The sequence below is a fragment of the Paenibacillus ihbetae genome (assembly GCF_002741055.1).
GTDB lineage: Bacteria > Bacillota > Bacilli > Paenibacillales > Paenibacillaceae > Paenibacillus_AQ > Paenibacillus_AQ ihbetae.
This window is the reverse complement of record NZ_CP016809.1, coordinates 4,712,353-4,729,069: the sequence shown is the minus strand read 5'-3', so window position 1 is coordinate 4,729,069 and position 16,717 is coordinate 4,712,353. Positions and strand designations below refer to the sequence as shown.

General features: G+C 54.7%; 14 protein-coding genes. 1 reads left to right on the top strand and 13 read right to left on the bottom strand.

The window, feature by feature from the left end; genetic code table 11:
* Window positions 1-104 precede the first annotated feature (104 nt).
* The 5 genes from BBD41_RS21260 to citZ form a co-directional block, all read right to left on the bottom strand.
* Window positions 105-971: an SDR family oxidoreductase gene (locus BBD41_RS21260; RefSeq protein ID WP_077567740.1), complete on the bottom strand. Its 867-nt coding sequence runs from the start codon at window positions 969-971 to the stop codon at window positions 105-107.
* 554 nt (window positions 972-1,525) lie between these two features.
* Window positions 1,526-1,951: a hypothetical protein gene (locus tag BBD41_RS21255; RefSeq protein WP_077567741.1), complete on the bottom strand. Its 426-nt coding sequence runs from the start codon at window positions 1,949-1,951 to the stop codon at window positions 1,526-1,528.
* Window positions 1,952-2,104: 153 nt separating this feature from the next.
* Window positions 2,105-3,046 (bottom strand): malate dehydrogenase, encoded by a 942-nt coding sequence (gene mdh, locus BBD41_RS21250; RefSeq protein WP_077567742.1) that lies wholly within the window; start codon window positions 3,044-3,046, stop codon window positions 2,105-2,107.
* 14 nt (window positions 3,047-3,060) lie between these two features.
* Window positions 3,061-4,353, bottom strand: coding sequence for an NADP-dependent isocitrate dehydrogenase (gene icd / locus BBD41_RS21245; RefSeq protein WP_099478650.1), 1,293 nt, complete (start codon window positions 4,351-4,353; stop codon window positions 3,061-3,063).
* Window positions 4,354-4,506: 153 nt separating this feature from the next.
* Window positions 4,507-5,619 (bottom strand): citrate synthase, encoded by a 1,113-nt coding sequence (citZ, locus tag BBD41_RS21240; protein ID WP_077567744.1) that lies wholly within the window; start codon window positions 5,617-5,619, stop codon window positions 4,507-4,509.
* Between the two features lie 416 nt (window positions 5,620-6,035).
* On the opposite strand from citZ, the gene ytvI reads away from it, so the two are divergent.
* Window positions 6,036-7,154 (top strand): sporulation integral membrane protein YtvI, encoded by a 1,119-nt coding sequence (ytvI, locus tag BBD41_RS21230; protein WP_077567746.1) that lies wholly within the window; start codon window positions 6,036-6,038, stop codon window positions 7,152-7,154.
* A gap of 216 nt (window positions 7,155-7,370) precedes the next feature.
* Here ytvI and BBD41_RS21225 read toward each other — a convergent pair whose 3' ends face one another.
* The 8 genes from BBD41_RS21225 to BBD41_RS21190 all read right to left on the bottom strand — a co-directional run bounded on the left by BBD41_RS21225 (window position 7,371) and on the right by BBD41_RS21190 (window position 16,669).
* Complete coding sequence (locus BBD41_RS21225) at window positions 7,371-7,763, bottom strand: FxsA family protein (RefSeq protein WP_077567747.1); 393 nt, start codon at window positions 7,761-7,763, stop codon at window positions 7,371-7,373.
* Window positions 7,764-7,767: 4 nt separating this feature from the next.
* Window positions 7,768-8,235, bottom strand: a complete 468-nt coding sequence (locus BBD41_RS21220; RefSeq protein ID WP_418304256.1) for an acyl-CoA thioesterase — start codon at window positions 8,233-8,235, stop codon at window positions 7,768-7,770.
* 196 nt (window positions 8,236-8,431) lie between these two features.
* Entirely contained in the window at window positions 8,432-9,859 is a 1,428-nt protein-coding gene (gene pyk / locus BBD41_RS21215) for a pyruvate kinase (protein ID WP_077567749.1), read from the bottom strand.
* 114 nt (window positions 9,860-9,973) lie between these two features.
* A complete protein-coding gene (locus BBD41_RS21210) occupies window positions 9,974-10,957 on the bottom strand; it encodes an acetyl-CoA carboxylase carboxyltransferase subunit alpha (protein WP_099478648.1) in 984 nt (327 codons plus the stop codon).
* Entirely contained in the window at window positions 10,957-11,850 is an 894-nt protein-coding gene (accD, locus tag BBD41_RS21205) for an acetyl-CoA carboxylase, carboxyltransferase subunit beta (RefSeq protein ID WP_099478647.1), read from the bottom strand. Before accD ends, BBD41_RS21210 begins: the two co-directional genes overlap by 1 nt.
* A gap of 88 nt (window positions 11,851-11,938) precedes the next feature.
* Entirely contained in the window at window positions 11,939-12,127 is a 189-nt protein-coding gene (locus tag BBD41_RS21200) for a hypothetical protein (RefSeq protein WP_007127400.1), read from the bottom strand.
* Between the two features lie 154 nt (window positions 12,128-12,281).
* Entirely contained in the window at window positions 12,282-12,779 is a 498-nt protein-coding gene (locus tag BBD41_RS21195; RefSeq protein WP_077567752.1) for a phosphatidylglycerophosphatase A family protein, read from the bottom strand.
* Between the two features lie 152 nt (window positions 12,780-12,931).
* Entirely contained in the window at window positions 12,932-16,669 is a 3,738-nt protein-coding gene (locus BBD41_RS21190) for a DNA polymerase III subunit alpha (RefSeq protein WP_099478646.1), read from the bottom strand.
* Between the last annotated feature and the right edge of the window lie 48 nt (window positions 16,670-16,717).

Here is a 16,717-nt window from a genome sequence, read left to right as displayed (position 1 = left end):
TAACCGTGTTCCGCGCACCTTTAGCAAAAAACAGCGGATGATCGCCCCGGCTTACGCCCGATCATCCGCTGATGCTCAAAGATTAGGGTTCGGTATCCTCCAGCCTAACCGTTAATCACTTCGCCGCCGTTCACGTGAATGACTTGCCCGCTAACGTATGAAGAGTCCGAAGAGGCGAGATAGACGTAAGCAGGCGCCAGCTCTTCCGGCTGCCCCGGTCTCTTCATCGGCTGGGTCGAGCCGAACTCGCTGACCTGATCCGCAGGGAAGGTTGACGGGATGAGCGGCGTCCAGATCGGCCCCGGTGCTACCGCGTTGACCCGGATCCCTTGTCCGACGACGTTCATGGAGAGGGACCGCGTAAAGGCAACGATCGCTCCCTTCGTCGAAGCATAATCCAACAGCTGCGGGCTTCCCCGGTAAGCTGTAATGGATGTGGTATTTATAATCGTACTGCCCTTAGACAGATGCGGCATGGCTGCCTGGGTCATATAGAACATGCCGAATATGTTCGTACGGAACGTGCGCTCCAGCTGCTCCTTCGTTATATCTTCAATTTTCTTCTGCGGATGCTGCTCAGCGGCATTGTTCACGAGAATGTCCAGTTTTCCCAGCTTCTCTACCGTCTCCTTCACCGCATCACGGCAAAAAGCATCATCTCCGACATCACCTGCAATCAGGATGCACTTCCTTCCCTCCTGCTCCACCTGCCGTTTGGTCTCCTCGGCATCCTGGTGCTCGTTTAAATAGACGATGGATACGTCGGCGCCCTCCTTGGCATAGTGAACCGCTACCGCCCGGCCAATCCCGCTGTCACCGCCGGTAATCAGCGCCACCTTGCCCTCCAGCTTGCCGGCCGCTTTATACGCATTGCTTTCGAATTCCGGCTGCGGGTGCATCTCCGTCTCGGAACCCGGCCGATGATTCTGATGCTGGGCAGGCATTGTCTGCTTTTGTTGATCTTGTGTCATGTTCACATGTCTCCTTTCAGGTTAGCTGTAGAGGTTGTTCAAAAAGTCGTCTTTTGATCACGAAGTGAGTCAAGGAGTAACTCGGCATCGAATCTTGAATTCAGCCGGGCCTAAGTAGATGCTTCCGAAGCATGTTTCCTGCGGAAACATTTCAAGTGCTCACGTACCCAAAACAGCTGATGCTTTCGAAGGCGTTTTCTGCGAAAACGTTTAGCTCCGCTCCTCAGTCCCCAGCTTCATTTAACCTAAAGCGTTTTGAAAAAACGCACTTCGGAAGCATAAGCCTCGGTGCTGAAAATCCGACTTTTTGGACACGGACTGTAAGACAACCTTTCATAGGATGTGTACGACTCGGCTCTTTATACGAGTGAAAGCCTTCGATATGATATTTACCCGAATGTAGGCTGATCAAACGTTTCATGACAAAACAAAAAGGTGAAGAACAGCCGCTCGTTTCGAGCTGTTCTTCACCTTTTTCCCTTTAAATGGCAGGGAGCCGTCTCTGCAAAAAATCAGCGCAGAAGACAGCTCCTTCTTGGTTCTATGTAGCGACATTAGATGATATGGCTGTACACCATGAAGAAGATCATAACAAGCAGGAGCAGGGCAAGCAGCGCGCTCAGCGTTCCAAGCTTGCTTGTCTCTTCCTTCACTTCTTTCTTCTCGCGAATACCGGCCAGTGCGCTCTTCAGCGGCTTGCTCATAATTCCACCGATGGCGAACATAGCAAGAAGAAGAAGGGTTACGATAATCATCCATGGTACGGAATAGTCGCCTTGTGACATCATGTATCCGCCTGTAAGAAGTTGAAGCACGAGTCCATACTGGGCAAAGCGGTTTGCTACCCGAACCGTATTCACGGCGCCTTCTTGAGCAGCGAGAGACAGCTTCTGAATGCCGCCGACAACAAACGGCAGAATCAAATAGAACCCGAGCGCTGCTGTTCCAACCATATGCAGGAAAAATGTTACCGTCAACATAATCAAATTCCTCCATCGTCCATAGTGTGATATATGTCATTTACGAATCATCGTCCTTATTATACTGGACAGACCATCCAATGAAAAGCAATCCCGCCCCGAATATCGGGACGGGATTGGATTTAGAGGCAAATTTGTGAACCCTTGCCGGATTTAAAGGGAAATGACCGATGTAACGCTGCGCACGGATTCGGCCGACTTGTCGAGCGCCGCCTTCTCCTCCGGCGTCAGCTCGAGCTCGAACACCTTCTCTATGCCGTCGCCGCCAAGAATGGCCGGAACGCCCATGAACAGGTTATCGTACCCGTACTCGCCTTCCAGGAGCGCGATGACAGGAAGGATCCGCTTCTTGTCCTTGAGGATCGCTTCCGTCATTTGCACCAGGGAAGCAGCCGGCGCATAGTATGCACTTCCGTTGCCGAGCAGGTTGACGATTTCGCCGCCGCCCACGCGGGTGCGCTGCACGATGGCTTCGATCCGGTCAGCCGGAATCAGCGTGTCGATCGGAATGCCGCCGACGCTGGAGTAGCGAACGAGCGGAACCATGTCGTCACCGTGACCGCCGAGCACGAAGCCGCGGACGTCCTCAACGGATACGTTCAGCTCCTGCGCAATGAATGTGCAGTAGCGCGCGGTATCGAGCACGCCGGATTGACCGATGACGCGGTTCTTAGGGAAGCCGAGCGTATGGTACGCTACATAGGTCATCGCGTCCACCGGATTACTCAATATGATGACGGTCGCATTCGGAGCATGGGTCTTTACGTTCTCGCATACGGACTTGACGATGCCCGCATTCGTATTCACGAGATCATCACGGCTCATGCCAGGCTTGCGCGCAACGCCGGCCGTGATGATGACGATATCGGAATCGGCCGCATCCTCATAGCTGGACGTGCCGACGATGTTGCTGTCGAAGCCTTGGACCGGACTGGCCTCAAGCATGTCGAGCGCCTTGCCTTTGGTCGGGTTTTCAAGCTGCGGGATATCGAGCAGAACGACGTCACCAAGTTCTTTTTGAGCAAGCATTAGTGCGGTAGTCGCACCAGTAAAGCCAGCACCTACAACCGTAATCTTTTTACGAGTAATCGCCACGATGGCTCTCCCCCTTACAGGTTTTTAATGATTTCGTCCGCAAACTCGGAGCATTTCACTTCCGTTGCGCCTTCCATCAGACGTGCAAAGTCATAGGTTACGGTTTTGTTGTTGATCGCGGTTTCCATGCCTTTGTAAATCAGATCCGCAGCTTCCTGCCATCCGAGATGCTCAAGCAGCATAACGCCGGACAGAATAACGGAACCAGGGTTTACAACGTCCTTGTCCGCATATTTCGGAGCCGTGCCGTGAGTCGCTTCGAAGATCGCGTGACCTGTCACGTAGTTGATGTTCGCTCCCGGAGCGATACCGATGCCGCCTACTTGCGCTGCAAGCGCGTCGGACAAGTAGTCGCCGTTCAGGTTCAGCGTTGCGATGACATCGAAATCGGTTGGACGCGTAAGCACTTGCTGGAGCGCGATGTCGGCAATCGCATCCTTGATGATGATTTTGCCGGCTTCCTCAGCGGCCTTCTGTGCTGCGTTCGCTGCATCTACGCCGTCTTTTTCCTTGATGATGTCATATTGTGCCCAAGTGAACACTTTATCGCCGAACTCGGCTTCAGCCACTTCGTAGCCCCAGTTTTTGAAGGCGCCTTCGGTGAACTTCATGATGTTGCCTTTATGCACCAGCGTTACGGATTTGCGGCCATGCTTGATCGCGTATTCCACAGCTGCGCGCACAAGACGCTTGGAGCCTTCGGAGGATACAGGCTTGATGCCGATGCCGGATGTTTCCGGGAAGCGGATCTTGTGAACGCCCATTTCCTCTTGGAGGAACTTGATAACCTTCTTCACTTCCTCGGAGCCTTCCTTGTACTCAATGCCGGCATAAATGTCCTCGGTGTTCTCACGGAAAATAACCATGTCCACGAGGTCCGGACGTTTAACCGGGGACGGGACGCCGTTGAAGTAGCGAACCGGGCGCAAGCAAGTGTACAGATCCAGCTCTTGGCGCAGAGCAACGTTCAGGGAACGGATGCCGCCGCCGATTGGCGTCGTCAAAGGTCCCTTGATGGCAACGATGTATTCACGGATTGCTTCGAGCGTATCGTTAGGAAGCCATTCTCCGTATGTATTATAAGCTTTCTCACCTGCGAACACTTCATACCAGGCAAGCTTCTTGGATCCGTTGTATGCCTTTTCTACAGCGGCGTCAAGCACGCGCTTGGAAGCTTTCCAGATGTCGCGTCCTGTTCCGTCACCTTCAATAAAAGGGATGATCGGATGGTTTGGAACCTGCAGCTTGCCGTTGTCGATGGTGATTTTTTCGCCTTCGGTTGGTAGTGCGAATTTTTCCAATTTCATGAGTATGAGTTCCTCCTTCAAATTTGGTTCTTGTCTCTAGTCCGGAGCTTCGGATACGAATACCGGACGAATAGGCAAAGAGAACTCCGCCTCAAGGCGATCAACTCGCGTTTAAGCGGTTCTCTATGCCTATTGTACATGATTTCCTGCAAGTTAGCGAAGCTCTACCGGCACATATTTCTGATCGGTAAGGCCGGTGTACTCTGCGCGCGGACGGATGATCCGGTTGCCTTCGTACTGCTCAAGGATATGCGCTGTCCATCCCGACACGCGGCTGATGGCAAAGATCGGCGTGAACAGCTCCTGTTCGATGCCGAGCTGGGTATAAACCGATGCGGAGTAGAAATCGACGTTCGGCTTCAATCCCTTCTGGCTCGTTACCGTTTCGTCGATCACGACGGACATGTCGTACAGGGACGTGTCGCCCTTCATTTCTCCAAGCTCGCGCGACATCTTCTGAAGATGCTTCGCACGAGGGTCTCCGTTCTTGTAAACGCGGTGACCGAAGCCCATGATCTTCTCACGGTTGTCCAGCTTCTCCTGGATATAAGCCTTCGCCCGGTCGATGGAGCCGACTTCATTCAGCATCTTGGCAACGGCTTCATTCGCGCCGCCATGCAGAGGACCCTTCAAAGCGCCAATCGCGGAGGTAACGCCAGAATAAATGTCCGACAGCGTGGCTACGGTTACACGGGCCGCAAAGGTTGAAGCGTTAAGCTCATGGTCGGCATGGAGCACGAGCGCTTGATCCAGAGCCTTGATCGACGTCTCGTCAGGCTGCTCGCCTCTGAGCATATACAGGAAGTTCTCGGCTACGGATACGCCGGCTTTCGGAGCTACCGGTTCCTTGCCCTGACGGATTCGCGCAATGGCAGCGACGATCGTCGGAAGCTGCGCCTGCAGTTTAACCGCTTTCTTCTCGTTCGCTTCACGGCTCATATCGTCGCCGGCCTCGTCGTACAGCGCAAGCGCGGAAACCGCCGAGCGGAGCGATGCCATCGTGTTGGCGTCCTTCGGATACAACTTGATCTGCTGGATGAGCTCATCCGGAATTGCGGCATAATCGCTGAGGTCTTGCTTCAGCGCTTTCAGCTCCTCCGCATTCGGGAGCTTGCCGAACCAGAGCAGATAAGCCACTTCTTCAAAGCTTGCATGCTCTGCGAGATCGTCAATATTATATCCCCGATAAGTCAGAACGCCGTCGACGATCGAACTAATCGAAGAAGTGGTAGCTACAATGCCTTCCAAACCCTTAGTAGCTGTCATGCATCATCTCTCCTTTATGATCGGGATAAACGGTACTATTTTGACAATCATGAAAACATTTTCATGAAGTCGGATAAAAAAGAACGCGCAAAAAAAATGCTATGGTCCTTGTCATAAAACCTTCTCATATCATACTGGATTTTGTCTGATATGTGAACAAGAGCGGAGACATTCGCCGCATCAAAATGTTTTATCGACACCATAAACTTTTTTTTGAAATCACTTACAATTCCATTATAACTGTGAAATTTGTCATTGTCGAATTTTGAAAAGAACCGGGGTAAAAAACGGCTCTCTGCCTGGGGTTCATTGAATTCGAAACTTCCTAGCCTAAAACCTTCTCCCCCCTGCATACCTATAAAAGTGTACGGGTCCGCTTTGTCTTCCTGACAAGCCTGGAAAGGAGGTTTATATCCTTGGAACGAATACTGCTCAAACGGATCGGCCGGGGAGTGTGGGTGTTGTCCACCCTCTTCATCACTATCTATCTGATTTATGTGCTGCTGCCCCTTCTCTATCCCTTCCTGCTGGCCTGGATCATCGCATACGCTATGAACCCGCTTGTTCATGTCCTCCAGCGCAAGGTGAAGCTCCCGCGCTTCATTGCGGTCACGCTGTCTATCATCGTTTATTTCGGAGCGGCGATGCTGATCCTGACGGCTGCAGTTACCCGACTGGTGAAAGAGCTGATCACGCTGTCCCAATCGTTCGATCTGCATATCGACTCGTGGATGGAGTGGATTACCGGCTGGACGCGCAGCGACAGCTTTCAAAATATCGTGAATGAAATCAGCTTGTTCTACCAGAACAACCCGAATTATCACGACACCATTAACCAAAATATAAGCAGAACGACCGAGACGATCGGAAACGCCGTGACGGGCTTGATCACCGGCATTTTCAACGGAATCCTGCAGATCATATATTCGCTGCCGAATATGGGAACGATCCTGATCGTGGTCCTCATGTCCACCTTCTTCCTCAGCAATAGCTGGGAGCGCCATAACCGGGCCATCCTTCGATTCGTTCCTGACGTGATCCGCAAGCCCATGGCCTACATTTTCTCGGATCTGAAAAAAGCGCTGTTCGGGTTTGCGAGAGCCCAGCTCATTCTCATCTCCATCACCGCCTGCATCGTGATCATCACGCTGTATGCGCTCGGCGTAAAGTCCGCGTTCACCATCGGGCTGCTGATCGGCTTCGTTGACCTCCTGCCTTACCTTGGCGTCGGCATCGTCCTGATTCCCTGGTCGCTGTATGCCTTTATGTCCGACGATCTTACGCTCGGCATCGGACTCACAGTGCTGTACAGCGTCATCCTCGTGGTGCGCCAAATCCTGGAGCCGAAGGTGCTCGCCAGCAGTGTCGGCCTCGACCCGCTCGCGGCGCTGCTCGGGATGTTTATCGGGCTCAAGCTGTTCGGCATTCTAGGGCTGATTATCGGCCCGATTGCCCTTGTGATCCTGGATGCATTCCATCGAGCCCATGTCTTCAGAGACTTGCGAAATTATATTATCGGGGGACGTTTCCGATGAAGCGGCTGGGCAGGCAGAAGCATGAATCATAGCGGTTGTGATGTGTTGAAGCGGCGGTTGCGGTAACGGTGCCCGGGCCGCTAGTACAATAGCGATCAGCCCAGTAACAGACCTATCCAAAGCACTCGCAGCAGCTGCCGTTTAGAATATAAGCACAACAGGGGCTGGTCCCCCGGTAGAGCAGCAGCATCTACGGAAGGGATCAACCCTGTTCATTTATCTGCGAAAAATCGTGATTTTGCCGTTCTTCATATTTTTCTTCATCCACAATAGGAGCAAAAACCTGTATAGCGGACGGGTTAAAGGAAACACGAGGGTAAAGCCGATGATATCCGTCACGAATCCCGGAAGGATCAGCAGCAGACCGCCGAGGAAAATGCACAGGCCATCCGCCATGGTTGAACCGGGAACCATCCCCGCATTCATCCTCTGCCTTGCGTCCTCCATCGCCTTCCGTCCCTCAAACCTCATCATGGCGACGCCAATGGCCGAGGTCAGCAGTGTCAGCAGCAGGGTGTTCATTCCTCCGACCCGCTCCGCTACGAATGAGAAGCCGAATATTTCGATCGCCGGTACGAAAATGACCGCTGCCAGAACCCATTTCATCATGATGCTACTCCTTCCTCCCCAAAAGGGTGTCCTTCAATGCATCATACAGCTTTGGCACGTTTTTATCCAGTCTGGACGGCTTCCATTCGCGATTCACCCATACGTGGCGGGTGGTGCCCGAGGTCAACAGCTCGCCGGGCAGCGCCTCCCCGATCATCGTGGCGGCATCCGGATCGGACAGCGCCCTTCCGGTCATCGTGCCGGCATCCCGATCGGACGGCACCTTGCCGGACATTCTCCGAACCTCATACGCATAATGTATTCGAAGAGGCGAGAAATCAATCATCCGGGTAAATACCGTTATCTGATCATCATAGCGGGCAGGCTGATGGTATTTTACGTCCAGATCGACAACCGGCAGCAATGCGCCGGCCTCCTCCATCTCCCGGTAGGAAAATCCCAGCTCCCGGATCATTTCGGTACGGCCGATCTCGAACCAGTTCAAGTAATTCGCGTGATAGACTACACCCATTTGGTCGGTTTCCTGATAGCGCACCCGGAAGGATGTGTGAAACCAGCGGCTGAGCTTGGATATAGAGCCTTTCGTCAATATGCACACCCCCTCTCTATGCAAAAGAAGCAATGGCTCGAAAATCGGCCCATTGCTTCTAGCGCTGCTATCGTTAGACTCCCCTGAGGGATTCTGAATATGAATATGCTGAACAGAACTATTTCTGCGCAGGAATGGTATCTACTTTGAGCAGGTTGGTCGAGCCGGAACGGCCAAGCGGTACCCCTGCCGTAATCACAACCAGATCGCCTTCCTTCACCAGGCCGGATTTCACTCCGCCCTGCAAAGCGTAATCAAACATTTCGTCTGTCGACGTAGCCAGCTCGCCTTTAACCGGCGTTACGCCCCAAGTCAGTGCCAAGCGTCTCAGCGTTCTGTCCTGTGTCGTTACGGCAATGATCGGCGCTTGCGGACGGTATTTGGATACCATGCGCGCCGTTTGGCCGGATTCCGTGGACGAAATGATCGCCTTGGCGTTCAGATCCAGCGCGGAGATGGCAACCGATTGGCTGATTGCTTCCGTTACGCTGGTTTCTTGCGCGATGCGCTGCTTCAAGAACATTTCGCGATAGTTCAGCGCGGATTCCGCCTTCTCGGCAATGCGGGACATCGTCAGAACGGATTCGACCGGATATTTACCGGCAGCCGTTTCACCGGAGAGCATGATGGCATCCGTGCCGTCGAAGATCGCATTCGCCACGTCACTTGCTTCCGCACGCGTAGGACGCGGGTTGCGCTGCATGGAATCCAGCATTTGCGTGGCTGTAATGACCGGCTTGCCGGCAAGATTACACTTCTCGATCATGCGCTTCTGCACGAGCGGTACTTCTTCGGCCGGAATTTCGACACCGAGGTCGCCGCGGGCAACCATCAAGCCGTCGGATACTTCCAGAATCTCGTCCAGATTGTCAACACCTTGCTGGTTCTCGATCTTCGAGATGATCTGAATGTGCTCGGCGTTATGCTTCTTGAGCAGCTCGCGGATTTCAAGCACGTCGCTTGCTTTGCGAACGAAGGAAGCCGCAATAAAATCGATGCCCTGTTCGATCCCGAATACAATGTCGCTCGCGTCCTTTTCCGTAATGCCTGGAAGGGAGATCGCGACTCCAGGTACGTTTACACCTTTTTTGCTCTTAATGGTTCCGCCGTTTACGACGCGGCAGCGGATCTCCGTGCCCTGAATTTCTACAACAGTCAGACCGATCAGACCGTCGTCGATGAGGATCGTGGATCCAACCTGAACGTCATTCGGCAGCTCTTTATACGTAATGGAAATCCGATTCTTGTCGCCGAGAATGTCCTCGGTCGTAAGGGTGATGTACTCATCCTGGACAAGCTCGATCGGCTCCACTTCAAGCTTACCGGTACGGATTTCCGGTCCTTTGGTATCAAGCAGGATCGCTACCGTTTTGTTCAGTTCTTCGCAAGCCTGGCGGATGTTTTTAATCCGGTTGCCGTGCTCCTCGAAGTCACCGTGGGAGAAGTTCAGGCGAGCCACGTTCATGCCGGCCATAATGAGCTTCTTGGTGTTTTCCAACGATTCACTGGAAGGACCGATGGTACATACAATTTTAGTTTTGCGCATTTGGGTTTCCTCCGTTTTTCAAGGTTCTCTATATCTCTTTTTCCAACAACTAAATTTACTACAAAAAGCTTCGTTTGTATAGGAACTTTGTCATATCGTCAAACTTGCAAACATTTACATGATGGCGTCCTGCTGCTCCGCTTTTGCAAATTCGAATTCGCCGATTTTACGGAACTTCCGGTACCGGTCTTCTTTCAATTCGCAAGCATCCATCGCGGACAGCTCGGTCAAATGCCGGATCAGGGCGCTTTGGATCGCGCTGGCCGTCTCCTCGTAATTGCGGTGGGCACCGCCCCTAGGCTCCGGAATGATCTCTTCAATCACTTCCATCTCCAGCAGGTCCTGTGCCGTAATCTTCATCGCCTCGGCCGCCTGGTCCGCCTTGGAAGCGTCCTTCCACAGGATCGAAGCGGCGCCGTTCGGCGAGATTACGGAGTAGATCGCATGCTCGAGCATGAGGACACGGTTGCCTACGGCCATCGCAAGAGCACCGCCGCTTCCACCTTCGCCGATGACCACACAAACAATAGGCACGCCGAATGTCGACATTTCCCGCAGATTGCGGGCAATCGCCTCGGACTGGCCTCTCTCTTCAGCTGTATTACCCGGATATGCACCTTTCGTATCAATGAAAGTGATAATCGGACGATTGAACTTGTTCGCCTGCTGCATGAGCCGCAGCGCTTTGCGGAAGCCTTCCGGATGCGGACTTCCGAAGAAGCGGGCGATATTGTCCTTCGTATCCTTGCCCCGCTGCTGGCCGAGCACCGTAACCGGCACGCCGTTCAGCTTCGCCAGTCCGCCCACGACCGCCAGATCGTCTCCGTACAGCCGATCGCCGTGCAGCTCGATGAAATCCGTAAAGATCAGCTGGATCAAATCAAGCGATGTCGGCCGCTGCTGATGGCGGGCCAGATGCATTTTTTGTGACGGGGAAATCGAGGAATAAATTTCTTCCTCCAATTGGCTATATCGTTCTTCAAGACGGGCGATTTCATCCGTGAAATCGATCCCTTTTTCCTGACCGAATTGTTTCAATTCTTCGATCTTCTTGCGCATTTCTGCAAGAGGCGTTTCAAAAGGCAGTGCGCCTGACATTAGAATCCCCCTTTCACAGCATGCATCTCCAGCAGCTTACCCAGCATGGAACGCATGTCTTTCCGATGAATAACCATGTCAAGCTGACCATGCGCCAAATTGAATTCGGCCGTCTGGAAATCATCCGGCAGCTTCTGGCGAATGGTCTGTTCGATAACGATCCGGCCGGCAAAGCCGAATACGGCTCCCGGTTCAGCGATATTGATATCGCCAAGGGTTGCAAAGCTTGCGGAGACGCCGCCGGTGGTCGGATCCGTAATGACGGAAATATACAGTCCGCCCTGCTCATTGAATCTGGCAAGCGCTGCACTCGTCTTGGCCATCTGCATTAAGCTCAGAATGCTCTCCTGCATCCGGGCTCCGCCGGACGTGGAGAAGATGATCAGAGGCAGACGCTTGTCCGCTGCGATCTCGATCGCGCGGGTAATCTTCTCCCCTACGACCGATCCCATGCTGCCCGTGAAAAAATCAAAGCTCATCACGGCCACCACGACTGGCTGTCCCAGAATGGTTCCCTGGCCGGTAACGACGGCGTCACGAAGACCGGATTTCATCTTCTGCTGCTCCAGCTTGGCCGCATATCCCGGAAATTTCAGCGGGTCCACGGATATCATATCGGCGTCGAATTCCTCGAAGCCTGTCTCATCCAGCGTCATGCTGATCCGCTCAAACGCATTCAGACGCATATGATGGCCGCATTCCTGACACACCTTCAAATTCTTCTCAAGCTCTTTACTGTATTGAATCGTGCCGCACTTGGCACATTTGTTCATCAAGCCTTCCGGAATTTCACGTTTCGGGCGTTCGCCTTCCTGAGGCTGCCCTGCCGTCCCAAGTCGCTCCGATGGGATCGTTGCGTATTTCCTTTTTTTCTGAAATAAGTCTTTGAACACAACTACACCTCTTCAGCCCTAAATTTGAATGGCCGCCGTAGATACTTCGCCGATCCGTACACTTGCTTCGCTATGTAGCCCATATTTCCTACGGGTGCAATATCGAATTCAACACTTCCTGTACTTCCTCAAGCTCTCCGGAGGGTACCAATATTTCAAACTGCTGTTTGGATAAATTCACAGGACGGCTTTTAACCAAAAAACCTTCTTCCGTCAGCCTGGTTTGGATCATTTCCGCCACCTTCGCAGTTGGCGCAATATAGATAACCGTCCACATGCCTTTCAGATCCCCCTAATCTCGTTCCACAGGCATATCCTGAGCCGATATAATGGATAATGATAACATACTTCAGTTTTTACCTCAACAAAGAGAGCAGGGGGCTGAAAAGCGGCCTGACCGGTCGCCGGCCCTTAAACGACAGGGCTCGCGGTCATTCGTCAGAACCCGCGGAATAGCTTGCCGCATCCGGATTGTTATGGGCGATCCGCGAAGACGCCGCGGCAGCGATGCCTGCCACCAAATCGTCGAGAAATACATGAATTCCATCCATTTTTTCATTCAATATTTCAATAACGCCAATTTTTTCTTTATCCAAATATCCGAAACTTGTCAAGCCGATCATTCCATAAATGCTGGTCACTCCGAGCGCCATCGTTTCGTCGACCCCGTACAGCGGCTCGTCGTTCTCCATGATCGATTGCAGAGGCTGCGGCAGCAGCTTTCTCTCCGCCAATTCATCGAGTGCAATCCCCGTAAACAGCGTATACTGCACTTCTCTCTTGCCAAGAACGGCGCGGACGCTGTCCTCGCACTGTTCCAGCGTTAATCCCGGATGATACCGCTGCTGCAGCTGAAATACGATATCCGCAATGGCGGTAATGCTGACGCCCCTGCGGCTGAGCATGCTCTCTGCCAAGTCCACTGACATAATAATCCCTCCCGCTTACGATCAGCCGATAGTTCCTTAGACGGATGAGCAAATTCCGTGCCCGGATCCACTGTTTGAAAGTACTCGGCCACTTTGCTGTAGTGTCCTAATTGTATGCGGGAGGGATATGAAACGTTCATATTTTTTCAGGCTCACCGAACCTTTACGGTATCTTCGCCCAGCATGCTTACCATTTGGGTATGCAGCTCATCGGAGAGGTTAATCCGGTACGCGTCGCTCAGGGCGAGCACCTTCTGGCTCCGCTCGTAGAACAGCACGGTCGGCATGTCCCCCGGATGCCGCTGCAGCAGCTCCTTCAGCTTCACCAGCAGCTCCGGCTTCTCGGCCTCCCGGCTGATCTTGATGAAGACCCGCTGCTCGGGTCTTGGAGGATTCAGCCGGTCCGGGCGGGCAGCTCGCTCCGCGGCAGCGCGGGATTTCGCCTGCGCCGGTGATGCGCCAGCCCCCTGCTGCGGAGCTCGCCCGGCGGCAGCGTCGCCTGGCCGGCGGCTCGGCGCTTCCGCTGCAGGCGGCTCGGCGGCGGCTTCCCGCCGGGGCATGCCGCCGCCGGAGGCCGGCTGCGGACGGCTCCGCCCGCCGCCTGCCGCGCGGACCTTGCTGCGCTGCACCAGCTGCTGTAGCGTCCCGGCTTCAAGCGGCGCCACCTCTTCGGCAAGCAGCTTGAAGCCCTCGTCCTGCAGCTGCACCTTGGCGCGGATGGCCAGCAGGGCCCCCTTCTCGATCAGGTGCGCGCTTCGCTTCCACACTTCCGGGAACAGCACCACTTCGCAGCGCTCGATCTGATCCTCGCACTCCATGAAGGCCATCGCCTTCCCTTGCTTCGTCGTGATGGTCTTCAGGGAGACCACCATGCCGGCTACGGCTGCTATCGATTCATCCTGCGCTTCGTGCAGCTCCATCAGCCGGTCCGCTCCGGTCTCCTCCAGAATCTCGTCGAATCCGTCGAGCGGATGCCCCGACAGATACATCCCGAGAAGCTCCCGCTCGAATTCAAGCTGCTGGCCTTGAGAATATGGAGCGATGTCGGGATATTCGATCTCCCAGTTCGGCGTCTCGACGAAGTCGAACAGCTGAATCTGCAGGTCATCGCGTTCCTTGCGCCACTTGACGGCCGCTTCCACGGTTTCGTCAAGCATCGCGACGAGCTGGGAGCGGTGGCCCGGCAGGGAATCGAACGCTCCGGCTTGAATAAGCGATTCGATCACGCGCTTATTGCATACGCGCAGATCGACGCGGCGGCAGAAATCCAGCAGGCTCTCGAACGGCTTGTCTTTGCGGATGGCCGCAATATTCTCCACCGCCTGGGTGCCGACGTTCTTAATCGCGGCCAGCCCGAAGCGGATGCTGCCTGCGGATGGCTCCGCCGATTCCGGCCCGAGCTCTGCACCCGCCGATTCTGCGGGAACCGGCACCGGCACCGGCGTGAAATAGGTCCCGCTCTCATTGACATCCGGCGGCAGAACCTCGATGCCCATCCGCCGCGCTTCGAGCACGTATTCGGCTACCTTCCGGTGGCTGCCCATGACGGCCGTCAGCATCGAAGCCATGAATTGAACCGGGTAGTGCGCCTTCAGATAGGCCGTCTGAAAAGCGAGCACGCCGTACGCCGCCGCATGCGCGCGAGGAAAGCCGTAATCCGCGAAGCGCACGATCATGTCGTACACGCGGTTGGCGTCCTCCTCGCCATATCCCATCTTGAGGCTGCCTGCGACGAAATGGCTCCGCTCCCGGTCCAGCACCTCGCGTTTCTTCTTCGATACGGCCCGGCGTAGCAAATCCGCTTCCCCGAGCGTAAAGCCCGCCATGCTTGAGGCAATCTGCATGATCTGTTCCTGATAGACGATAATCCCGTACGTATCGCCGAGGATCGGAATCAGATCCGGATGCGGATACTCCACCTCGATGCGGCCGTGCTTGGCCTGGATGTATTTCGGAATGAACTCCATCGGACCCGGACGGTACAAGGCGTTTACGGACACGATATCCTCGAAGACCGAAGGCTTCAGCTCCTTCAAGACCCGGCGCATGCCGGCTGACTCCAGCTGGAACACGCCCGTTGTCTCGCCTTTGCCGAGCATCTCGTACGTAAGCGGATCGTCGTCCGGCACCTGCGTCAGGTCCAGCGCCTCCTCCTGATGCTCCCGGATCCACTTCAGCGTCCGTTCTATAATGGAGAGGGTGCGCAGGCCGAGAAAATCCATCTTGAGCAGGCCGACGCTTTCCAGATGCTCCATGGAATACTGCGTCAGCGCGGTCCGCTCGCTGCCCTCCTGAAGCGGAACGGCATCGGTGAGCGGATCGCGGGAAATGACGACGCCGGCCGCATGCGTAGAGGCATGGCGCGGCATTCCCTCGACCTTCATCGCCATGTCGATCAGCTCGCGCACCTTCGGTCTCGTCTCGTATTGCTCCTTCAGCTGCGGACTCTGCTCCATCGCTTTGGCGATGCTGATGCCCAGATGATTCGGGATCAGCTTGGCCGCTTTATCCACGTCGCCGAACGGCACATTGAGTGCGCGCCCCACATCGCGTACAGCCGCACGCGCGGCCATCGTCCCGAACGTAATGATCTGGGCGACATGCTCCCGGCCGTATTTGTTCACCACATAATCGATGACTTCATCCCGGCGCTCGTCGCTGAAGTCGATATCGATATCCGGCATCGTGACCCGCTCGGGATTGAGAAACCGTTCGAACAACAGCTTATACTTTATCGGATCGACGTTCGTGATCCGGAGCGTATAAGCGACAAGGCTGCCCGCGGAGGAGCCCCTTCCGGGTCCGACCGCGATGCCTTGGCGATGCGCATACGCGATGAAATCCCACACGATCAGGAAATAATCGCTGAAGCCCATTCTTTCGATCACGTCCAGCTCATAGCTGAGGCGCTGCTCCAGCTGCTCCTTAAGCTCCGGGGAGTGCCAGCGTTCGGTGTTCTCGTACCGGTCCCGGAGTCCGTTCTCGCACAGCTGCTTTAAATATTCGGCCGAGCTTGTCCCTTCGGGAAGGGAACGGTATTCCGGCAAAATGGATTTTCCGAATTCCAGCTCAAGGCTGCATTGATCCGCAATCCGGGCCGTATTGGCAATCGCTTCGGGCACATGCGGGAACAGCCGCTCCATTTCGCTGCCGTCCTTCAAATACAGCTGGCTTGTCGGAATCCGCAGCCGGTCCTCATCCTCCACCGTCTTGCCTGTGCCGATGCAGATCAGCACATCCTGTACCTCGGCATCGGCCTGCGTCAGATAGTGAACATCGTTTGTCGCCGCAAGCGGAATGCCCGTTTCGCGGCTGAGCGCGATCAGCTGCGGATTGACGCGCTTCTGCTCCGGCAGCCCGTGGTCTTGGAGCTCCAGATAGAAATCGTCTCCGAAAATGGCCTGGTAGCGCAGCGCGGCCGCCCTGGCCTCCGCTTCCCGCCCGTGCAGCAAATGCTGCGGCACTTCTCCGCCCAGGCAAGCGCTCAGACAGATGATGCCTTCATGATGGGCCGCCAGCGCTTCCATATCGATCCGCGGTCTGTAATGATAGCCCTCCAGATGGCCGATCGAGCACAGCTTCATCAGATTGCGGTACCCGGTATCGTTCTTGGCCAGCAGAATCAGGTGATAGATCGGCTGATCCTTCCGGCTTCCCCGCTCTTTGCGGGAGCCTGCCGTGATGTATGCCTCGCAGCCGATGATCGGCTTGATGCCGTGGGCCAGACAAGCTTTATAGAACGGAATCGCGCCGTACATGACGCCATGATCCGTCAGCGCCAGCGATTTCATGCCGAGCGCCGCAGCTTCCCGCACCAGGTCGCCGATACGTGCCGCTCCATCGAGCAAACTGTATTCACTATGCACGTGCAAATGCACGAAAGAGCTCATCGTAACGCCTTCCTTTCGCCGGTTCATTTATATCAATCGAACACCAGT

Bases quoted from the DNA above. Each gene is read 5' to 3' on its own strand.
- BBD41_RS21260 (WP_077567740.1), bottom strand. From the start codon at position 971: ATGACACAAGATCAACAAAAGCAGACAATGCCTGCCCAGCATCAGAAT.
- BBD41_RS21255 (WP_077567741.1), bottom strand. From the start codon at position 1,951: ATGTTGACGGTAACATTTTTCCTGCATATGGTTGGAACAGCAGCGCTC.
- icd (WP_099478650.1), bottom strand. From the start codon at position 4,353: ATGAAATTGGAAAAATTCGCACTACCAACCGAAGGCGAAAAAATCACC.
- citZ (WP_077567744.1), bottom strand. From the start codon at position 5,619: ATGACAGCTACTAAGGGTTTGGAAGGCATTGTAGCTACCACTTCTTCG.
- BBD41_RS21225 (WP_077567747.1), bottom strand. From the start codon at position 7,763: ATGATGAAATGGGTTCTGGCAGCGGTCATTTTCGTACCGGCGATCGAA.
- BBD41_RS21220 (WP_418304256.1), bottom strand. From the start codon at position 8,235: ATGGGTGTAGTCTATCACGCGAATTACTTGAACTGGTTCGAGATCGGC.
- pyk (WP_077567749.1), bottom strand. From the start codon at position 9,859: ATGCGCAAAACTAAAATTGTATGTACCATCGGTCCTTCCAGTGAATCG.
- BBD41_RS21210 (WP_099478648.1), bottom strand. From the start codon at position 10,957: ATGTCAGGCGCACTGCCTTTTGAAACGCCTCTTGCAGAAATGCGCAAG.
- BBD41_RS21200 (WP_007127400.1), bottom strand. From the start codon at position 12,127: ATGTGGACGGTTATCTATATTGCGCCAACTGCGAAGGTGGCGGAAATG.
- BBD41_RS21195 (WP_077567752.1), bottom strand. From the start codon at position 12,779: ATGTCAGTGGACTTGGCAGAGAGCATGCTCAGCCGCAGGGGCGTCAGC.
- BBD41_RS21190 (WP_099478646.1), bottom strand. From the start codon at position 16,669: ATGAGCTCTTTCGTGCATTTGCACGTGCATAGTGAATACAGTTTGCTC.